Consider the following 18,592-nt stretch of genomic DNA (forward strand, 5'->3'; position numbering starts at 1 on the left):
TGCGCCCCGGTGACGGGCCCGGAATGAGCCCGTCCAACGGGACACAACGGTCGGCGGATGGGCCGGCGCGGTCAGCTGAAGGGCCGGTGCGCCGGTCAGCTGAAGGGCCGGTCCGCGGTCAGCTGAAGGGCCGGTCCGCGGTCAGCTGAAGGGCCGGTCCGCGGTCAGCTGATGGGCCGGTGCAGGTTCTCCGTCTTCGCCGGGCCGGGGGTCGCGTCCGCGATCCAGGGACCCTCGCCGCTGGGGTCGACGACACCCTGCTCGAGCCAGGTGTACGTACCGGACAGGACGCCGCTGACGACCTTGCGGTCCAGGTCGTCGGTGTTGCTCCACAGGCGGTGGAAGAGCTCGTCGACCCGGATCCGGGCCTGGCGGCAGAACACATCGGCCAGCTGGTAGGCCTCGCGGCCGTACTCCTCGGTCGTGCGCAGCAGCTCGGCCCGGACACAGACCGCGCTCATCGCGAACAGCTCCGCGCCGATGTCCACGATCCGGCCGAGGAAGCCCTGCTTGGTCTCCATCCGGCCCTGCCAGCGCGACATGGCGTAGAAGGTGGAGCGCGCGAGCTTGCGGGCGGAGCGCTCGACGTAGCGCAGATGCGGGGACAGGTCCGGGTGGCCCGCCGGGTGGAACTCGGCGTAGGTGCGCGGGAGTTGACCGGCGCCCGTGACCAGCTTGGGCAGCCAGCGGGCGTAGAAGCCGCCGGCCCGTGCGCCCGCCTTCGCCTTGTCGCCGAGTGACTTGCCGGGGTCGATCAGATCGCCCGCGACCTTGAGGTGGGCGTCGACGGCCTCACGGGCGATCAGCAGATGCATGATCTCCGTCGAGCCCTCGAAGATCCGGTTGATCCGCAGATCGCGCAGGACCTGCTCGGCGGGTACGGCCCGTTCGCCGCGGGCGGCGAGGGACTCCGCGGTCTCGAAGCCGCGGCCGCCGCGGATCTGCACCAGCTCGTCGGCCATCAGCCAGGCCATCTCGGAGCCGTAGAGCTTGGCGAGGGCGGCCTCGATCCGGATGTCGTTGCGGTCCTCGTCGGCCATCTGCGAGGAGAGGTCGAGTACGGCTTCGAGGGCGAAGGTCGTGGCCGCGATGAAGGAGATCTTGCCGCCCACCGCCTCGTGCTTGGCGACCGGCTTGCCCCACTGCTCGCGTGCCGCCGACCACTCGCGGGCGATCTTCAGACACCACTTGCCGGCACCAGTGCACATCGCGGGCAACGAGAGGCGGCCGGTGTTGAGGGTGGTCAGGGCGATCTTCAGGCCGGCTCCCTCGGCACCGATGCGGTTGGCCGCGGGCACCCGCACCTGGTGGAAGCGGGTGACGCCGTTCTCCAGACCGCGCAGGCCCATGAAGGCGTTGCGGTTCTCGACGGTGATGCCTTCGGCGGCCGCCTCGACGACGAAGGCGGTGATACCGCCCTTGTGTCCCTCGGACTTGGGCACCCGGGCCATGACGACGAGCAGGTCCGCGACCACGCCGTTGGTGGTCCACAGCTTCACGCCGTCCAGGACGTAGTCGTCGCCGTCGGGCACCGCGGTGGTCGCCAGGCGCGCCGGGTCCGAGCCGACGTCGGGTTCGGTGAGCAGGAAGGCGGAGATGTCGGTACGGGCGAGGCGCGGCAGGAACGTGTCCTTCTGCTCCTGGGTGCCGAAGATCTTCAGCGGCTGCGGTACGCCGATGGACTGGTGCGCCGAGAGCAGCGCGCCGATCGAGGGGTTGGCGGAGCCGACCAGGGCGAGGGCCTTGTTGTAGTAGACCTGCGTGAGGCCGAGGCCGCCGTACTTCGTGTCGATCTTCATGCCGAGGGCGCCGAGCTCCTTGAGGCCGTTGATGACCTCATCGGGGATCTTCGCCTCGCGCTCGATCCGGGCGCTGTCGATCTTCGTCTCGCAGAAGTCGCGGAGCTTGGCGAGGAACTCCTCGCCGCGCTTGGCGTCCTCGTCGGGGGGCAACGGGTGCGGGTGGATCAGGTCGAGCCGGAAGCGCCCGAGGAACAGCTCCTTGGCGAAACTCGGTTTGCGCCAGTCCTGCTCGCGCGCCGCCTCGGCCACCTGACGGGCTTCGCGCTCGGAGACCTTGGGCTCCTGGGGGGATGCTGCGGTCATGAGGGGCTCACCTCGCCGCGAGTAGGGGCGTCCTAACCGGGCGGCTTTCGGTTACCGACCGGTGCTACTCGGACGTATGTACCCGATTCCGAAGATCCCCACCAGAGGGTGCGTCGCGTTTGCCGCACGACGCCCTCTACGGCGGAAACGGCAGCGCCGCTGTCCGCGCCACGGCCCCCGGGGATGTTCGGCCGGAACACGCTCACCCACAAGTCGTAGAGCGGCGTACGGAAGTTGACGCCGAAGAGGCTGGGCCCCTTCGCGTGCGGGCGTCAGTCGTGCGGCTTGAGCAGCCCGCGCCGATAGGCGCGGACCAGGTGCTGCGGCACGGAGTGCTCGCGGCCGTCGATGAAGACCGGCACCAGGTTCGGCGTGGCCGCCTTCCACTGGGCGCGGCGGTGGCGGGTGTTGGAGCGGGACATCTTGCGCTTGGGAACTGCCATGTCCCGCACCCTACATGAAAATGATTGTCACTTGCCATGGCGGGTGGCGGTCGGACCCGGGGATGCGCCGGGGAACGCGAAGGCGGCCGGAACCCCCGCACGGGTTCCGGCCGCCTTCTCGCGGACGTACGCGCTACAGCTCCAGGCCGGTGAAGACCATGACGCGCTCGTACGTGTAGTCCGCCATGGCGAAGGCGACACCCTCGCGGCCCACGCCGGACTGCTTGGCGCCGCCGTACGGCATCTGGTCGGCGCGGTACGAGGGCACGTCGCCGACGATCACGCCGCCGACCTCCAGGGCCCGGTGGGCGCGGAAGGCGCGCTGCACGTCATGCGTGAACACCCCTGCCTGCAGGCCGTACTTGGAGTCGTTGACGGCCTCGAACGCGGCCTTCTCGCCGTCGACCTTGGTGACCGTGAGGACCGGCCCGAAGACCTCCTCGCAGGAGAGGGTGACATCGGCGGGTACGTCGGCGAGGACGGTCGGCGCGTAGGCGGCGCCGTCGCGCTTGCCGCCGGCCAGGAGCTGCGCGCCCGCCCTGACGGCCTCGTCGACCCAGGACTCCACGCGCTTGGCGGCGTCCTCACTGACCAGCGGGCCGACGTCGGTGGCGTCGTCGGAGGGGTCGCCGGTGGTCTGGGCCTCGACCGCCTTGACGATCCGCGGCAGCAGCCGGTCGTAGACCGACGCGTCCGCGATCACGCGCTGCACGGAGATACAGGACTGGCCGCCCTGGTAGTTCGAGAAGGTCGCGATACGGGTGGCGGCCCAGTCGAGGTCGGCGTCGGAGGAGAAGTCGTCGAGGACGACGGCAGCGCCGTTGCCGCCCAGTTCGAGCGTGAGGTGCTTGCGCGGGACGGAGTCCATGATCGCGTAACCGACCTTGTCCGAACCCGTGAAGGAGATCACCGGCAGCCGCTCGTCCTGGACCAGGGCGGGCATCTTGTCGTTGCCGACCGGCAGCACCGACCAGGAGCCCGCGGGCAGTTCCGTCTCGGCGAGCAGTTCGCCGATGAGGAGGCCGGAGAGCGGGGTGGCCGGGGCCGGCTTCAGGATGATCGGGGTGCCGACCGCGATGGCGGGGGCGATCTTGTGGGCGCACAGGTTCAGCGGGAAGTTGAACGGCGCGATACCCAGGACGACGCCGCGCGGGAAGCGGCGGGTCAGGGCGAGACGGCCGACGCCGCCCGCGTCGGTGTCCAGGCGCTGGGCCTCGCCGCCGTTGAAGCGGCGGGCCTCCTCGGCGGCGAAGCGGAAGACGGAGACGGCGCGGCCGACCTCGCCGCGGGCCCACTTCATGGGCTTGCCGTTCTCGGCGGAGATCAGCCGGGCGATCTCCTCGGTGCGCTCGACCAGGCGCCGCGAGACATGGTCGAGTGCGGCGGCGCGTACATGGGCGGGGGTCGCGGCGAACTCGTCGCGCACGGCGTACGCCGCGGCCACGGCCTCCTCGACCTGGGCGTCGGTGGGAACGCTCGCCCGGCCGACGGTCCGGCCGTCCCAGGGCGAGGTGACGTCGAGGGTGGTCTCGCCGGTGGCCTGGCGGCCGGCGAGCCAGAAGGCGGTGGTTTCAGTCATGGGCCCGGCCCTTCCGCGGTGGGTGCTTCTGGGGATTTCCAGAGGTCTTCCCCCACCGTAGGGGCGCGGCATCCCCCCGCCTTTTGTCCGGCGCGTAGCAGTTGGAGTCGCGGGGACTACGGAATGGCAGAGGTTCGCCCTGCCCTCCCCCTTGTCCCCCTTCCCCCGGTCCCCCCGGTCCCCCCGGTCCCCCCGGTCCCCCCGGGCTACGACGACGAAGTCGCCCCGGACGGGCCGGTGGCCGGGCCCGCGGTCGCGGTCGTCTTGAGCGCGAGCCACAGCTCCATCCGGGCGTCCGGGTCGTCCAGGGAGCGGCCCAGGATCTCCTCCACCCGGCGCATCCGGTACCGCAGTGTGTGGCGGTGGACGCCCAGGTCGGCCGCCGCCGCGTCCCACTGGCCGTGCCGGGAGAGCCAGGCGCGCAGCGAGGCCACCAGGTCGCCGCGGCCGGTCGCGTCGTGTTCGTGCAGGGCGCGCAGGAGACCGTCGGCGAAGGCGCGGACCGCGTCGTCGGCGAGCAGCGGCAGCACGGACCCGGCCGCCAGCTCCTCGTGCTCGACCAGGGCGCGGCCCCGGCGCCGGGCCACCGAGAGCGCCTGCTCGGCCTGTTTGTACGCGGTGGCGGCGGCGATGGGTCCGGCGGGCGCCGACAGGCCGAGCACCAAATCGTCCGACTCCGCGGGCTGTTGGTCACGGCCGCCGGTGCGGGCCGTCTCCAGGGACTCCGCGTACCGGACGCAGGCCGCCGCCGCGTTGCCGCCGTCGACGAAGAGCAGCACGAGCCGGTCGCCGCCGTCCGGCACGACGAGCACCGTCTCGCCGGAGCGCGCGGCCGCGGACTCCACGACATCGGCGAGGTCGGCGAGCGGATCGCCCGGCTTCGCGTCCGCCGCGACCGGTACGGCGCCGCTGGCATGGGCCCGCGCCGAGGCGGAGGCCGTCTCGGCGAGCAGCAGCCGGAAGGGGGCGTCGAGGAGCCCGCCGTACAGGTCGCCCGCCACGGCGCGCGCGTGGTCCGGTTCACCGGCGAGCAGCATCCGCAGGACCGCGGCGCCGAGGCGCTGTTCGGCGGCGTGCAGGGAGCGGGAGCGCTCGGTGGTGAGGGTGAGCAGGGCGATGGCCGAGTGCACGGCGTAGCGCTCCGCGGTGCCGAGCGCGGCGGCGGTGCCGACGGCGAGGGCGGTGCGGGGGCGGCGGCCGGTGCCGATGGAGTGCAGCTCCACGCGGTCCTCGGCGCCGCCGACGACGGCGCTCGCGGGTGCGGGCCGGTCCCGGAGGCGCTCGACCTCCGAGGTGAGGCGGCCGGCCCGGCGCGCGGCCCACTCCGGTGCGGTGGCGACGACGGCGCCGGACGCGTCGTACAGCGCGGCCCAACCGTCGACCTGCGCGGCGAGCGCCGTGAGCAGACCTTCGGGGCCGCCGGCGAGCGCCTGCTTGGTCAGTTCGCGCTGGGCGGCGAAGCCGGCCGTCACCGAGCGGTACTGCTCGGCGGCGATCGACGCGGACACCGCCTTGCTGATCGCCAGGAAGGGGGTGCGGCGCGGCACTTCGAGCAGCGGCAGGTCCGCCTCGCGCGCCGCCTGAACGAGGGCCTCGGGGATGTCGTCGTAGTTGACGCCGACCGCGAAGCCGAGGCCGACGACGCCCGCGCCGACAAGGCGCTTCACATAGCGGCCCATGGCGTCGGGGTCCTCGGCGTCCAGCTTGAGCGCCGTGATCAGGAGGAGCTCGCCGCCCTCCATATAGGGCACGGGGTCGGTGAGCTCACTGGCGTGGGCCCAGCGCACGGGGGTGTCCAGGCGGTCTTCACCGGCGCGCACGGTCAGTTTGAGCGCGGAGTGCTGGACGAGCGAGGCGAGCGTGGGCGGCATGGGCCTTCAGGGCTTCCGGTCGGGTGGTGCGCAGATCGGGCTCGGATCGGGTGTGCGGATCATGCGCGTATGGGCGCAGATCATGCACGAACGGGATCTTTTGGCCGCCCTGTATGAACGGCCTGTATCGATTCTGCCTCACCGTATGGAAGCCCCGTGGCGATTTCGTGTGGGCTCTTGTGTGACCTTGTGCGCTGCACCGGTCCGCGGGTACAGGGGCTGAGCGCGCGTGTGGGGCGCGGGTTCGGGCTCAGCCCCGCAGATCGACGAGGAGCGGCGGCGCGTGCTCACCGCGGACCGTCGTCAGCGAGAGCACCGCGTGCCCGGGCGGCACGGCGTGCGCGAGCTCGGAGGCCGACCAGCGCTCCCGCTCCACCTGCCGGACCGTCACGGACTGGGCCGTCGGCGCCTTGCCGGTGATCGCCTTGCGCACGAAGTGCGAGACCTTCGTCAGCGGCTCGTCCGCGACGATCTGCCGGTCGGTGATGTCCCGGGCCTCGGTCCACTCCTTGCCCCAGACCTCCGCGAACTGCTGCCCGTCCCAGGGCGTCACCCCGGAAAGGGACATCCGGCAGCCGGTCGCGCCGAGCAGCGCGCTGCGCAGCGGAGCGGCGACGTCGTCGAGGGTGCGCAGGGTGAGCACGGCCCCCGCGTTCGCCGAGCGAAGGCGCTGGATACCGCGCACGGCCTCGGGGGTGACGGTGCGCGAGGCGTCGTCGAGGACCAGACAGGCGAACAGGGAACGGTCCTCGCGGTGCGCGGCGCTCGCCGTGAACTGGGCCAGGACCAGCCGCGCCAGGATCCGCGACGCATCGGGGTGCCCGCGCTCGGGCAGATCGATCCGGACCCGCACCGGGTGGTCGAGGGCCCGGAGCGAGAAGGGCCGGCCGTTGCCCGAGGTGTCGAAGAAGCCGGCGAAAGCGGGGCGGTCGAGGAGCGCGATGCGGTCGGCGAGGACCACACCCGGGTCGCCCGGGGTGCCCGACTGCCGCTCGCGGGCGTCGAGTTCCCGCAGGCCGGCCTCGTGGCCGCCCTCGTCCAGGGCCTTGCGCAGCCGGGCGAGCGGCACGGCGGCCCCGTCCAGGAGCTCACGCAGCTCGGGCACGCCGGGGAAGCGGCCGTGCACCATGCGGTACGGGCCGAGCAGCTGGGCCAGGACGGTGGTCGAACGGCGCCTCTCCCCGCCCGGGTTCGGGTCGGCCAGGTCACCGGTGAGGGCCTCGGCCAGGACGGCGGCGGCCTCGTCGGGGTCGGTGGTGCCGCCGTACAGGTCCAGGTCGTACACCGAGTCCGGGTGGCCGACGCGCACGACGACGTCGTAGTCGTCGGCGGGCCCGAGTCCCGCGCCCGCGGCCGCGACCACCACGACGGCGGCGCGCCCCGCCAGTGCCTGCAGGCAGAGCGCCTCGGCGACGGGCCGGGTGACACCGGCGGTCTTGCCGCAGCCCGCGGGGCCGACGGCGAGCAGCGAGGTGCCGAGCAGTTCGGGGCTGAGGGCGAGGCCCGCGGCGCGGTACTGGTACGGATTGCGCTCGTCGTCGACCGCGGTGCCCAGGCGCACCTGGGCGGTGGCCAGGTCGTGCCGGGCGGCGCGGTGGGGCAGGTCGCGCGCGCCGGAGGGGTGCGGGCAGGCGGCGGCGCCCTGGGTGACGACGGTGCGCGTGAAGTCGGCCAGGGTGTGGCGGCCCGAGCGCACGGACTGCCAGGCGCGCTCGATCCTGGCGTGGTCCACGTCCCGCATCCGCCCGGCGCCCGCCTCGGCGGCCAAGGTGTCGGCGGCCTCGGCGGCGCCCGCGGCCCGCAGCTGGGGCCAGCGCGCCGGGTCCTCCTGCGGGGCTGGCTCCGCCTCGCGCGGCGCGGGGCGCTTGAAGCGGGGGGCGAGATAGCGGCGCCAGATGTCGGACCAGCGGCCCACGCGCCCGGCGGCGGACATCAAGCCGAAGGCGACCAGGCCGTAATAGAGGTACGAGGAGAGTGAGCCGATCACCTCGTCGTCACCGCGCAGCCAGGACTCGGGGGCGAGCGCGTAGTACGGCCACATCCACCAGCCCCCCAGATAGCCGTTCCACAGCAGCGACCACACCAGCCACGCACACAGGAACGCGATCAGCGCACCGGTGAACAGCTGCCGGGCGGGCACCTCGTCCGGCTCCTGCTCGGGCCGCGGCCGGTGGCCGAAGCGCCAGATGCCGGGCGGCGCCTGGGGGCGCGGGGCGCGCAGCCAGGCCAGGAAGTCGCCGGAGCCGGGCGCGGCCGCCACGCCCGGGGCGTGCGCGGGCACGGGTGGTACGGCGGGCGGCGGGGTACCCGGCACCGCGGGCGGGGTGGCGGGCCTCGGCACCGGAGTGCCCCGCGTGCCGCGAGCGTCCTGTGTGCCGTCGGTGTCCATGGCCTTGCCCCCTGACCTGCCGCTCCGTCGTACCGTGCGGGCTCAATCTAGTAGCAGTGCGCGGGGAGTTCAGCGAGCTGCGCCCCCTCACCCGGGCGGCCCGCCATATCCGTCGCGGACAACCCGGTTCGCCCACTACTCCCCAACGGAGCATGCCCACACCCCCCGGACGCCCCTAGCCTGCGAAAAGAGAACGCGTCCGCAGAACACTCTGAACGCCCCCACATCGCCTCAGGAGCCCCTAATGAGCGCAATTCCGCAGGAGCGCCGCGTCGTCACCGCGATCCCCGGCCCGAAGTCGCAGGAGCTGCAGGCCCGCCGTACCGCCGCGGTCGCGGGCGGTGTGGGCTCCGTGCTTCCGGTGTTCACCGCGCGCGCGGGCGGCGGCATCATCGAGGACGTCGACGGCAACCGGCTGATCGACTTCGGTGCCGGTATCGCCGTGACCAGCGTCGGCGCCTCCGCCGAAGCCGTCGTACGCCGGGCGTCGGCGCAGCTCGCCGACTTCACCCACACCTGTTTCATGGTCACGCCGTACGAGGGCTATGTGGCCGTCGCCGAGCAGCTCGCCGAGCTCACCCCCGGTGACCACGCCAAGAAGTCGGCGCTTTTCAACTCCGGCGCCGAGGCCGTCGAGAACGCCGTGAAGATCGCCCGCGCGTACACCAAGCGCCAGGCCGTCGTCGTCTTCGACCACGGCTACCACGGCCGCACCAACCTGACGATGGCCCTTACGTCGAAGAATATGCCGTACAAGAACGGCTTCGGCCCGTTCGCGCCCGAGGTCTACCGCGTCCCGGTCGCCTACGGCTACCGCTGGCCGACCGGCCCCGAGAACTGCGGCGCCGAGGCATCGGCCCAGGCCATCGACCAGATCAACAAGCAGATCGGCGCCGAGAACGTCGCCGCGATCATCATCGAGCCGGTGCTCGGCGAGGGCGGCTTCATCGAGCCCGCCAAGGGCTTCCTGCCCGCGCTCGCGCAGTTCGCCAAGGACAACGGCATCGTCTTCGTCGCGGACGAGATCCAGTCCGGCTTCTGCCGTACGGGCCAGTGGTTCGCCTGTGAGGACGAGGGCATCGTCCCGGACCTGATCACCACTGCCAAGGGCATCGCGGGCGGTCTGCCGCTCGCCGCCGTCACCGGCCGCTCCGAGATCATGGACGCCGCGCACAGCGGCGGCCTCGGCGGCACCTACGGCGGCAACCCGGTGGCCTGCGCCGGTGCGCTCGGCGCCATCGAGACGATGAAGGAGCTCGACCTGCCCGCGAAGGCCAAGCGGATCGAGGCGATCATGAAGCCCCGGCTCGCGGCCATGCAGGAGAAGTTCGACGTCATCGGCGATGTCCGGGGCCGTGGCGCCATGATCGCCATCGAGCTGGTCAAGGACCGCACCACCAAGGAGCCGGCCCCCGAGGCGACCGCCGCCGTCGCCAAGGCCTGCCACCAGGCGGGTCTGCTGATCCTCACCACCGGCACCTACGGCAACGTGGTGCGCTTCCTGCCGCCCCTGGTGATCGGCGAGGACCTCCTGAACGAGGGCCTGGACATCCTCGAAGAGGCCTTCGCACAGATCTGACGCCGGCCCGCGCCCAGGTTTCGCCGGACTGGACCATTCCGGCCGACTGCGTCTCCTGGGCGTCTCCCGGCGTGCGGAACCGGCGGTCCACGGGGAGAGTCGGAGGGTGTGAAGAACGTGTGCGAGGCGGGTGGCGGGATGCGCTTCCCGCTGTCGGACTCGCTCCCCTCTGCCGTAGGTTCTGACCAGATGAGAGAAACACCCCGCTCACAGGGAACTGTGGGCGACACCGGGACGGAGCCTCCCCAGCCCCGTCTTGGTCGTGCCCTCGCGCACAACACCGGAGCTTCGGGCTCCGGGACTCCTCACCGATCGGATGGCCGCTCGCCCCAAACCCCCCGGGGCGCGCGGCACACCGGTCCTGGCGGCCGCTTCGGAACTACCCCCCCTGTTCCGAGGCGGCCGGCCCTTCTTCTGGCACTCTGCGCCCTCGCGTTCCTGCTCGTCAGCTGCCTCGCCGTCCTCGAAGGACCGGTGCGCCGCGCCGACGAGGGGCTCGGTCTGCTCGTCGGGCGCAGCCAGTTCCCCGACCGGGCGGCGGAGCTTCTCGCCGACCTCGGCGGCATCACCGTCGCGCCCCTGGTGCTCGTCGCGGTCCTCGCCTACGTCGCCCGGCGCGGCGGCGCGAGCGGCGAGCCCTGCTGGTGGGCGGCGCCGTTCGCCGCCCTCCTCGCCCTGGCCTCGGTGCCGGTCCTGGTCAGCGCGCTCAAGGCGCTCTTCGACCGGCAGGGCCCGCCTGGCATGGGCACGCACGGCGGTTTCTATCCCTCGGGCCATTCGACCACCGCGACCGTCGCGTACGGAGCGGCGGCCCTGCTCCTGGTTCCGCTGGTCCGCTCCGCCTATCTGCGCCGCGAACTGCTCATCGGCGCCGGCCTGTTGGTGGCCGCGGTGGGCCTCGGCCTGGTGCGGCGCGGCTACCACTGGCCGCTGGACGTGGTGGGCGGCTGGCTCCTCGGCGGGATGATCCTCATCGTGATGACGCTGGGGGCACGGCACTTGGTGCGGCCCGCCGGGGATCCCGCCGAGGAGTAGCGGAGCGACTGCGGCGGCTCAGCCGAAGTAGGCGTCGAAGTTCCTGGAGAACTCGCCGTTGTTGAAGCGGTCCCAGTTGATGGACCAGGTCATCAGGCCGCGCAGCGCGGGCCAGGTGCCGTGGGTCCGGTACCCGCCGCAGTCGGTGCCCTTCGTCAGGCAGTTGAGGGCCTTGTTCACCTCGGACGGAGGGACGTGGCCGTTGCCCGCGTGGGTCGATGCGGGCATGCCGATGGCGACCTTCTCCGGTGGCAGGGCGGGGAAGACATTGCCGGTGTCGCCGGCCACGGGGAAGCCGGTGAGCAGCATGTCCGTCATGGCGATGTGGAAGTCGGCGCCGCCCATCGAGTGGTACTGGTTGTCCAGGCCCATGATCGGCCCCGAGTTGTAGTCCTGGACGTGCAGCAGCGTCAGGTCGTCGCGCAGGGCGTGGATGACCGGGAGATAGGCGCCCGCGCGGGGGTCCTGGCCGCCCCACTTCCCGGTGCCGTAGTACTGGTAGCCGAGCTGCACGAAGAAGGTCTCCGGGGCCATCGTGAGCGTGAAGCCGTCGCCGTACTTCGACTTGAGGGTCTTCACGGCGGATATCAGATGCACGATCGACGGGGTCTTCGGGTTCTTGAAGTCCGTGTCGTCGGCGTTGAGGGAGAGGGAGTGGCCCTCGAAGTCGATGTCCAGGCCGTCGAGTCCGTACTCGTCGATGATCGCGGAGACGGAGGAGACAAAGGTGTCACGGGCCGCGGCGGTGGTCAGCTGGACCTGGCCGTTCTGGCCTCCGATGGAGATCAGCACCTTCTTGCCCGCCGCCTGTTTGGCCTTGATCGCGGCCTTGAACTCGTCCTTGGTCTCGACGTTCGGGCACTCGCTCTGCGGGCAGAGGCCGAAGCGGATGTCACCCGAGGTCGGTGAGGTCGGCTCGCCGAAGGCCAGGTCGATGATGTCCCAGCTGTCGGGGACATCGGCGAGCCTGGTGTAGCCGGAGCCGTTGGCGAAACTGGCGTGCAGATAGCCGACGAGGGCGTGCTGGGGCAGCGCCTGCGGCTCGGCGCCGGCCGCACGGGCGGCCGACTGTGCCGTGGCGATCCCTGGCACCGCCAGGGTCAGGGCGGCGAACACGGCGAGAAGTCCGGTGCGTATGCGCCGTCCGGTGTGAGGGGAGCGTTCCACAACTGCCTCCGTACAAGGGGGATTTGGAGGGTGGAGCGCCGTCAACTTGGTCCAGACCAATCGAGTTGTCAAGACCTCTGGCGATGGTTGCCGTTCTTCACCTCGACTTCGGCTCCTCTCGCGCCAGTTGTGCCGCCGCCTCATGCATCGCGAGTTCGAGCAGGGCAGGGTCGGTGAGGGTGCCGGAGCCGTCCGGCGGCACCAGCCAGCGCACACCTCCGGTCGCCCGCCCCGGATAGGGGACGACGATCCAGGTGCCGCGGCCGGCGCCGCGCACCCCCGTACCGACCCATCGGGTCACGGTGCCCTCGGGCACGAAGAACCCCATCCGGGCGTCGCCGAAGTCGGCGAGCACCGGGCCTGGGCGGTCGATGCAGCGAGTCAGCACATCGAGGGTCGGATAGCCGAGTTCCCCCGGCAGAATCAGTACGTCCCAGAGCTTGCCCGCCGGGAGCAGGGCGACCCCCAGGGGGTTGCGCTCCCACTCCCAGCGACAGGCGTCCGGATCCGGTGCCACCGAAACCAACCACTCCACTGCCGACTTCGCCCCCGAGCCAGTCATGGCAGGGCCTCCCTTTCGTAGCGCGCTATGCGTGTCACGAGAGAGAGGGCGCCGGGCGCCGTTCCTTACGCGGGTTTCTGAATTTTTGTCGACAGTGAGCTGCGCCACACACAAAAGCCCTGGTCGGGCCGGATCTCAGAAGCGGCGATCAGCTGTCGAAGCCGAGCCCGAGGCGGTCCATGGTCTTCAACCAGAGGTTCCGGCGGCCGCCCCCCGCGTCCGCCCGCGCGAGCGACCACTTCGTCAGGCCGATACCCGCCCACGCGAACGGCTCCGGCGGGAACGGAAGGGGCTTGGTGCGCACCATCTCCAGGGAGGTGCGTTCGGTGCGCTCCCCCGCGAGCAGATCCAGCATCACGTCCGCGCCGAAGCGGGTCGCGCCCACACCGAGCCCGGTGTAGCCCGCGGCGTACGCCACCCGCCCCTTGTGCGCCGTGCCGAAGAACGCCGAGAAGCGGGAGCAGGTGTCGATGGCGCCGCCCCAGGCGTGGCTGAAGCGCACCCCGGCCAGCTGCGGGAAGCAGTCGAAGAACTGCCCGGCGAGCCTGGCGTAGGTCTCGGGGCGGTGGTCGTACTCCTCGCGGACGCGGCCGCCGTACGGGTAGATCGCGTCGTAGCCGCCCCACAGGATGCGGTGGTCGGCGGTGATCCGGAAGTAGTGGAACTGGTTCGCCGAGTCGCCGAGGCCCTGGCGGTTCTTCCAGCCGATGGCGGCCAGTTGATCGGCGGTCAGCGGCTCGGTCATCAGGGCGTAGTCGTAGACCGGCACCGTGAACGGGCGGATCCGCCTGACCAGGGACGGGTAGATATTGGTGCCGAGTGCGACCCGGCGGGCGAAGATCCGCCCGTAGGGGGTGCGGACCGCCATGCCGTCGGCGCCGTGCGGGGCGAGCGCGGTGGCGGGGGTGTTCTCGTAGACGCGGACGCCCAGGCCGAGACAGGCGCGCTTGAGGCCCCAGGCCAGCTTCGCCGGGTGCAGCATGGCCACGCCGTCACGGTCGTACAGACCGCCGAGGAACGTCGGTGAGTCCACCTCGCGGCGCAGCGCGTCGGCGTCGAGGAGTTCGGCGCCGCCGGCCAGGCCCAGGCGGTCCATCTCCTCGTACAGCTCGGTGATTTCACCGAGCTGGTGCGGCTCGGTCGCCACATCGATCTCACCGGTGCGCTCGAAGTCGCAGTCGATGCCGTAGCGGGCGACGGCGGCCTCGATCTCGTCGAGGTTGCGGGCGCCGAGCTCCTCCAGCTTCGTGAGCTCGTCCGGCCAGCGGGCCAGGCCGTTGCCGAAGCCGTGGGTGAGGGACGCGGCGCAGAAGCCGCCGTTGCGGCCCGAGGCCGCCCAGCCCGCCTCGCGGCCCTCGACGAGGACGACCTCGCGCTGCGGATCGCGCTCCTTGGCGATGAGCGCGGTCCAAAGCCCGCTGTAGCCGCCGCCGACCACCAGGAGGTCGCACCTTTCGTCGCCGGTGAGGGCGCCTTCGGCGGCCGGGCGGCCCGGGTCGTCCAGCCAGTACGAGACCGGCCGGACGTCCGCGAGCGATCGATGTACTTCCGCACTGCTCATGGCGCTTGCGGCCATGACTTCCAACTCCTTTGGAACCTATGGGACTTACTGAGCTGTCTTCTTGCGCCGGTTGCCGATCAGGATTCCGGCCAGGACGCAGATCACGGCCACGGCGAACATCGCCGTACCGATGACATTGATCTGCACGGGGGTGCCGCGCTGCGCCGAGCCCCAGACGAACATGGGGAAGGTCACGGTCGAGCCGGCGTTGAAGTTGGTGATGATGAAGTCGTCGAAGGAGAGCGCGAAGGCGAGCAGCGCGCCCGCCGCGATACCGGGGGCGGCGATCGGCAGCGTGACCCGTACGAAGGTCTGCACGGGGCCCGCGTACAGATCCCGTGCCGCCTCCTCCAGGCTCGGGTCCATCGACATCACCCGGGCCTTGACCGCCGTGACGACAAAGCTCAGGCAGAACATGATGTGCGCGATGAGGATGGTCCAGAAGCCGAGCTGCGCGCCCATGTTGAGGAAGAGCGTGAGCAGCGAGGCGGCCATGACGACCTCGGGCATCGCCATCGGCAGGAAGATCAGCGAGTTGATCGCGCCGCGGGCCCGGAAGCGGTAACGCACCAGGGCGAAGGCGATCATCGTGCCGAGCACGGTCGCGCCGAGGGTCGCCCACAGCGCGATCTGCAGGCTGAGCGAGAGCGAACCGCACAGGTCCGCGACGCCGCACGGGTCCTTCCAGGCGTCCGTGGAGAACTCCTGCCAGGCGTAGTTGAAGCGGCCCTTGGGCTTGTTGAAGGAGAAGACGAGCACGACGACGTTCGGCAGGATCAGGAAGCCGAGCGACAACAGGCCCGCGATGACGACGAGGTTGCGGCGAAGCCAGCGCATCAGACCAGGTCCTCCGTTCCGGCTCGGCGAATGTAGAGGGTGACCATCAGCAGGATCGCGGCCATGAGGATGAAGGAGAGCGCCGCGGCCGTCGGATAGTCGAGCACGGTGAGGAACTGCGACTGGATGACGTTGCCGATCATCTTCTCGCTGGTGGAGCCGAGGAGCTGGGCGTTCACGTAGTCGCCGCTGGCCGGGATGAAGGTGAGCAGCGTGCCGGAGACGACGCCCGGCATGGACAGCGGGAAGGTGACCCGGCGGAAGGTGGTGGCGGGCTTGGCGTACAGATCGTGCGCCGCCTCGTGCAGCCTGGGATCGATCCGCTCCAGGGAGGTGTAGAGCGGCAGGATCATGAACGGCAGGAAGTTGTACGTGAGTCCGCAGACCACCGCCAGCGGGGTGGCAAGGACCCGGTCGCCCTCGGTCATGCCCAGGGCGCTGGTGAGGTCGAGGATGTGCAGCGAGTTGAGGGCGCTGACGACCGGGCTGCTGTCGGCGAGGATCGTCTTCCAGGCCAGGGTGCGGATCAGGAAGCTGGTGAAGAAGGGCGCGATCACCAGGATCAGGACCAGATTGCGCCAGCGGCCCGCCTTGAAGGCGATGAGATACGCGAGCGGGTAGCCGAGCAGCAGACAGAAGACGGTGGCGATCCCGGCGTACAGGATCGAGGTCAGGAACTGCGGCCAGTACTCGGTGAGCGCGTTCCAGTACGTGGCGAAGTGCCAGGTCACCTTGTAGCCGGCTTCGAGTGAGCCGGTCTGTACGGACGTCGACGCCTGGTAGAGCATCGGCAGGGCGAAGAAGACGACCAGCCAGAGGATGCCGGGGAGCAGCAGCCAGTACGGAGTGAGGCGGCCGCGCTTCTTCCTGCGGGGCTCGGGTGCGGGGGTGGGCGCCAGGGGCGGCGCGTCGGTGGCCGTCGTCATGCCCCGGCCTCTTCCTCGACCTTTTCGACGCCCGCCGCGATGTCCTGGGCGGCGTCGAGGCAGAAGGTGTGCGCCGGGTTCCAGTGCAGGACGACCTCGGCGCCGGGGGTGAGCCGCCCGTCGCGTTCGACGTTCTGGACGTACACCTCGAGGCCGTCGCCCGCCGGGGAGTCGATGACGTACTGCGTCGATACGCCGATGAAGCTGGTGGCGGTGACGCGTCCGGTGATGCGGTTGCGGCCCTCGGCGATCCCGGCCGCGTCGTCCGCGTGCGTGAGGGCGATCTTCTCCGGGCGTATGCCGACCAGGACCTTGCCGCCGGTGGTGGTGGGGGCCGAACATCGCGCGGCGGGCAGGGCGAGTTTGCTGTCGCCCGCCTTGAGGACCAGATCGTCGCCGCTCTTCGCGGCGATCTCGGCCTCGATGAGGTTGGAGGTGCCGAGGAAGTTGGCGACGAAGGTGGTCTGCGGGTTCTCGTAGAGGTCGGCGGGGGCGCCGAGCTGCTCGACCCGGCCCGCGTTCATCACGGCGACCTGGTCGGCCATCGTCATGGCCTCCTCCTGGTCGTGCGTGACGTGCACGAAGGTGATGCCCACCTCGGTCTGGATGCGCTTGAGTTCGAGCTGCATCTGGCGGCGCAGCTTGAGGTCGAGGGCGCCGAGCGGCTCGTCGAGCAGGAGCACGCGCGGGTGGTTGATCAGGGCGCGGGCCACGGCGACGCGCTGCTGCTGGCCGCCGGAGAGCTGGTGCGGCTTCTTGCGCGCCTGCTCGCCCAGCTGCACCAGGTCGAGCATCTCGCCGACCTGCTTCTTCACCGACTTGAGGCCGCGCCGGCGCAGGCCGAAGGCGACGTTCTCGAAGATGTCGAGATGCGGGAAGAGGGCGTACGACTGGAAGACGGTGTTCACCGGGCGCTTGTACGGGGGCAGCGCGGTGACGTTCTGCTCGCCGAGGTGGACGGTGCCGCTCGAGGGCTCCTCAAGTCCCGCGATCATGCGGAGCGTGGTGGTCTTGCCGCAGCCGGAGGCGCCGAGCAGGGCGAAGAAGGAGCCTTCGGGGACGGTCAGGTCGAGGGGGTGGACGGCGGTGAAGGAGCCGTAGGTCTTGCTGATCCCGCTGAGGCGGACGTCGCTGCGCGTCGTGTCGTCAGTCATGGTTCCTACTGGGGAGAGGGAAGGACGGGGGACTCTCACGCACCGGTGAGGGGACTCTCACGCCCGGCGCGAGGGCTCTCACGCACCGGTGAGCTGGGCGAACTTCGCCTCGTAGCGCTGCTCTTCCTTGCTGCTGAGCGAGCGGAAGGGGTGCGACTTCGCGGCCATCTCCTTGTCGGGGACGATCAGCGGATCGTCGGCGAGCGCCTCGTCGATCTTCGCGAGTTCCGGCTTCACTCCGTCCACGGGGCAGACGTAGTTGATCCACGCGGCGAGTTCGGCGGCGACCGGAAGCTCGTAGTAGTAGTCGATGAGCTTCTCCGCGTTGGCCTTGTGGCGGGCCTTGTTGGGGATCAGCAGGTTGTCCGTGGACGTGATGTAGCCGCTGTCGGGGATGTGGAACTTGATGTCCGGGTTGTCGGCCTGGAGCTGCACCACGTCGCCCGCCCAGGCGACACACGCCGCGAGGTCGCCCTTGTCGAGGTCACCGGTGTAGTCGTTGCCGGTGAAGCGGCGGATCTGCTTCTTGTCGACGGCCTTCTGCAGCCGGGCTATCGCCTTGTCGAAGTCGTCGTCGGTGAAGTCCGCCGGGTCCTTGCCCTGGTCGAGCAGGGTCATGCCGACGCTGTCGCGCATCTCGGAGAGGAAGCCGACCCGCCCCTTCAGCTTGGGGTCGTCGAGCAGCTGCGAGATGGAGGTGATGTCGCGGCCGCCGGTGGCCTTGGTGTTGTACGCGATGACCGTGGAGATACCGGTCCACGGGTACGAGTAGGCCCGGCCCGGGTCCCAGTCGGGGCTGCGGAACTGCGGGGCGAGATGGGCGTAGGCGTGCGGCAGGTTCGCCGGGTCCAGCTTCTGCACCCAGCCGAACCGGATCAGGCGGGCGGCCAGCCAGTCGGTGACGCAGATGAGGTCACGGCCGGTTTCCTGGCCCGCGGCGAGCTGCGGCTTGATCTTGCCGAAGAACTCGGTGTTGTCGTTGATGTCCTCGGTGTACTCGACCTTGATCCCGGTGCGCTTCGCGAACGCGTCCAGGGTGGGGCGGCGGTTCTTGTCCTTCTCGTCGACGTCCATGTACTCGGTCCAGTTGGAGAAGTTGACGCGCTTCTCCTCCTTGGAGTGGTCGTCGGCCGAGACGCCGCCGGGCGCCTTGGACGCGGCCGGGATGCCGCAGGCGCTCAGCGCGCCGAGACCGCCGACGGCGAGTGCGCCGCCGCCGGTGGCGCGCAGCAGGGAACGCCGGCTGACGGCGGCCCGGCCGCGGGTCGAACTGCGCCGCATGGCGGCCAGTTGAGCGGCTGACAGGCGGTCGGGCTCGTACAACTCCATGCGCGTGATGCCCTTTCGGGATGACCCTTGCGGGAGGCCCTTCGCGGACCTGGGG

At 71.0% G+C, this 18,592-nt stretch carries 14 protein-coding genes; 2 read left to right on the plus strand and 12 right to left on the minus strand.

What is annotated here, in order from left to right; all coding sequences use genetic code 11:
• Nucleotides 1–164: 164 nt before the first annotated feature.
• The 5 genes from ACFQVC_RS31465 to ACFQVC_RS31485 form a co-directional block, all read right to left on the minus strand.
• Nucleotides 165–2,105: an acyl-CoA dehydrogenase family protein gene (locus tag ACFQVC_RS31465; protein ID WP_381836990.1), complete on the minus strand. Its 1,941-nt coding sequence runs from the start codon at nt 2,103–2,105 to the stop codon at nt 165–167.
• Between the two features lie 272 nt (nt 2,106–2,377).
• Nucleotides 2,378–2,548 carry a 50S ribosomal protein L32 gene (rpmF, locus tag ACFQVC_RS31470; protein ID WP_381836992.1) on the minus strand — a complete coding sequence of 57 codons (171 nt, stop codon included), beginning with the start codon at nt 2,546–2,548 and terminating at the stop codon, nt 2,378–2,380.
• A gap of 133 nt (nt 2,549–2,681) precedes the next feature.
• Nucleotides 2,682–4,127 (minus strand): aldehyde dehydrogenase family protein, encoded by a 1,446-nt coding sequence (locus ACFQVC_RS31475; protein WP_381836994.1) that lies wholly within the window; start codon nt 4,125–4,127, stop codon nt 2,682–2,684.
• A 206-nt stretch (nt 4,128–4,333) separates the two neighbouring features.
• Entirely contained in the window at nt 4,334–5,998 is a 1,665-nt protein-coding gene (locus ACFQVC_RS31480) for a PucR family transcriptional regulator (RefSeq protein ID WP_381836996.1), read from the minus strand.
• Between the two features lie 250 nt (nt 5,999–6,248).
• Nucleotides 6,249–8,387: an ATP-binding protein gene (locus ACFQVC_RS31485; RefSeq protein WP_381836998.1), complete on the minus strand. Its 2,139-nt coding sequence runs from the start codon at nt 8,385–8,387 to the stop codon at nt 6,249–6,251.
• Nucleotides 8,388–8,631: 244 nt separating this feature from the next.
• On the opposite strand from ACFQVC_RS31485, the gene gabT reads away from it, so the two are divergent.
• Both gabT and ACFQVC_RS31495 read left to right on the plus strand, forming a co-directional pair.
• Entirely contained in the window at nt 8,632–9,966 is a 1,335-nt protein-coding gene (gene gabT, locus ACFQVC_RS31490; protein ID WP_381837000.1) for a 4-aminobutyrate--2-oxoglutarate transaminase, read from the plus strand.
• 474 nt (nt 9,967–10,440) lie between these two features.
• Entirely contained in the window at nt 10,441–11,001 is a 561-nt protein-coding gene (locus ACFQVC_RS31495; protein ID WP_381837002.1) for a phosphatase PAP2 family protein, read from the plus strand.
• Between the two features lie 18 nt (nt 11,002–11,019).
• Here the strand turns inward: ACFQVC_RS31495 and ACFQVC_RS31500 are convergent, their stop codons facing one another.
• From ACFQVC_RS31500 to ACFQVC_RS31530, 7 genes are all read right to left on the minus strand, one after another.
• Complete coding sequence (locus ACFQVC_RS31500) at nt 11,020–12,168, minus strand: chitinase (RefSeq protein WP_381837004.1); 1,149 nt, start codon at nt 12,166–12,168, stop codon at nt 11,020–11,022.
• A gap of 97 nt (nt 12,169–12,265) precedes the next feature.
• Complete coding sequence (locus tag ACFQVC_RS31505) at nt 12,266–12,730, minus strand: hypothetical protein (RefSeq protein WP_381837006.1); 465 nt, start codon at nt 12,728–12,730, stop codon at nt 12,266–12,268.
• Nucleotides 12,731–12,878: 148 nt separating this feature from the next.
• Nucleotides 12,879–14,306 (minus strand): NAD(P)/FAD-dependent oxidoreductase, encoded by a 1,428-nt coding sequence (locus ACFQVC_RS31510; RefSeq protein ID WP_381837008.1) that lies wholly within the window; start codon nt 14,304–14,306, stop codon nt 12,879–12,881.
• A gap of 30 nt (nt 14,307–14,336) precedes the next feature.
• The gene (locus ACFQVC_RS31515; RefSeq protein WP_381837010.1) at nt 14,337–15,128 is read right to left on the minus strand and encodes an ABC transporter permease; all 792 of its coding nucleotides are present in this window, start codon (nt 15,126–15,128) and stop codon (nt 14,337–14,339) included.
• Nucleotides 15,128–16,054: an ABC transporter permease gene (locus tag ACFQVC_RS31520; protein ID WP_381837012.1), complete on the minus strand. Its 927-nt coding sequence runs from the start codon at nt 16,052–16,054 to the stop codon at nt 15,128–15,130. The genes ACFQVC_RS31515 and ACFQVC_RS31520 overlap by 1 nt, the downstream gene beginning before the upstream one ends.
• Nucleotides 16,051–17,208, minus strand: coding sequence for an ABC transporter ATP-binding protein (locus tag ACFQVC_RS31525; protein ID WP_381837014.1), 1,158 nt, complete (start codon nt 17,206–17,208; stop codon nt 16,051–16,053). Before ACFQVC_RS31525 ends, ACFQVC_RS31520 begins: the two co-directional genes overlap by 4 nt.
• A gap of 78 nt (nt 17,209–17,286) precedes the next feature.
• Nucleotides 17,287–18,537, minus strand: a complete 1,251-nt coding sequence (locus tag ACFQVC_RS31530) for an ABC transporter substrate-binding protein (RefSeq protein ID WP_381837016.1) — start codon at nt 18,535–18,537, stop codon at nt 17,287–17,289.
• Between the last annotated feature and the right edge of the window lie 55 nt (nt 18,538–18,592).

The organism is Streptomyces monticola, assembly GCF_042665355.1.
In the GTDB taxonomy this organism is placed as follows: domain Bacteria; phylum Actinomycetota; class Actinomycetes; order Streptomycetales; family Streptomycetaceae; genus Streptomyces; species Streptomyces monticola.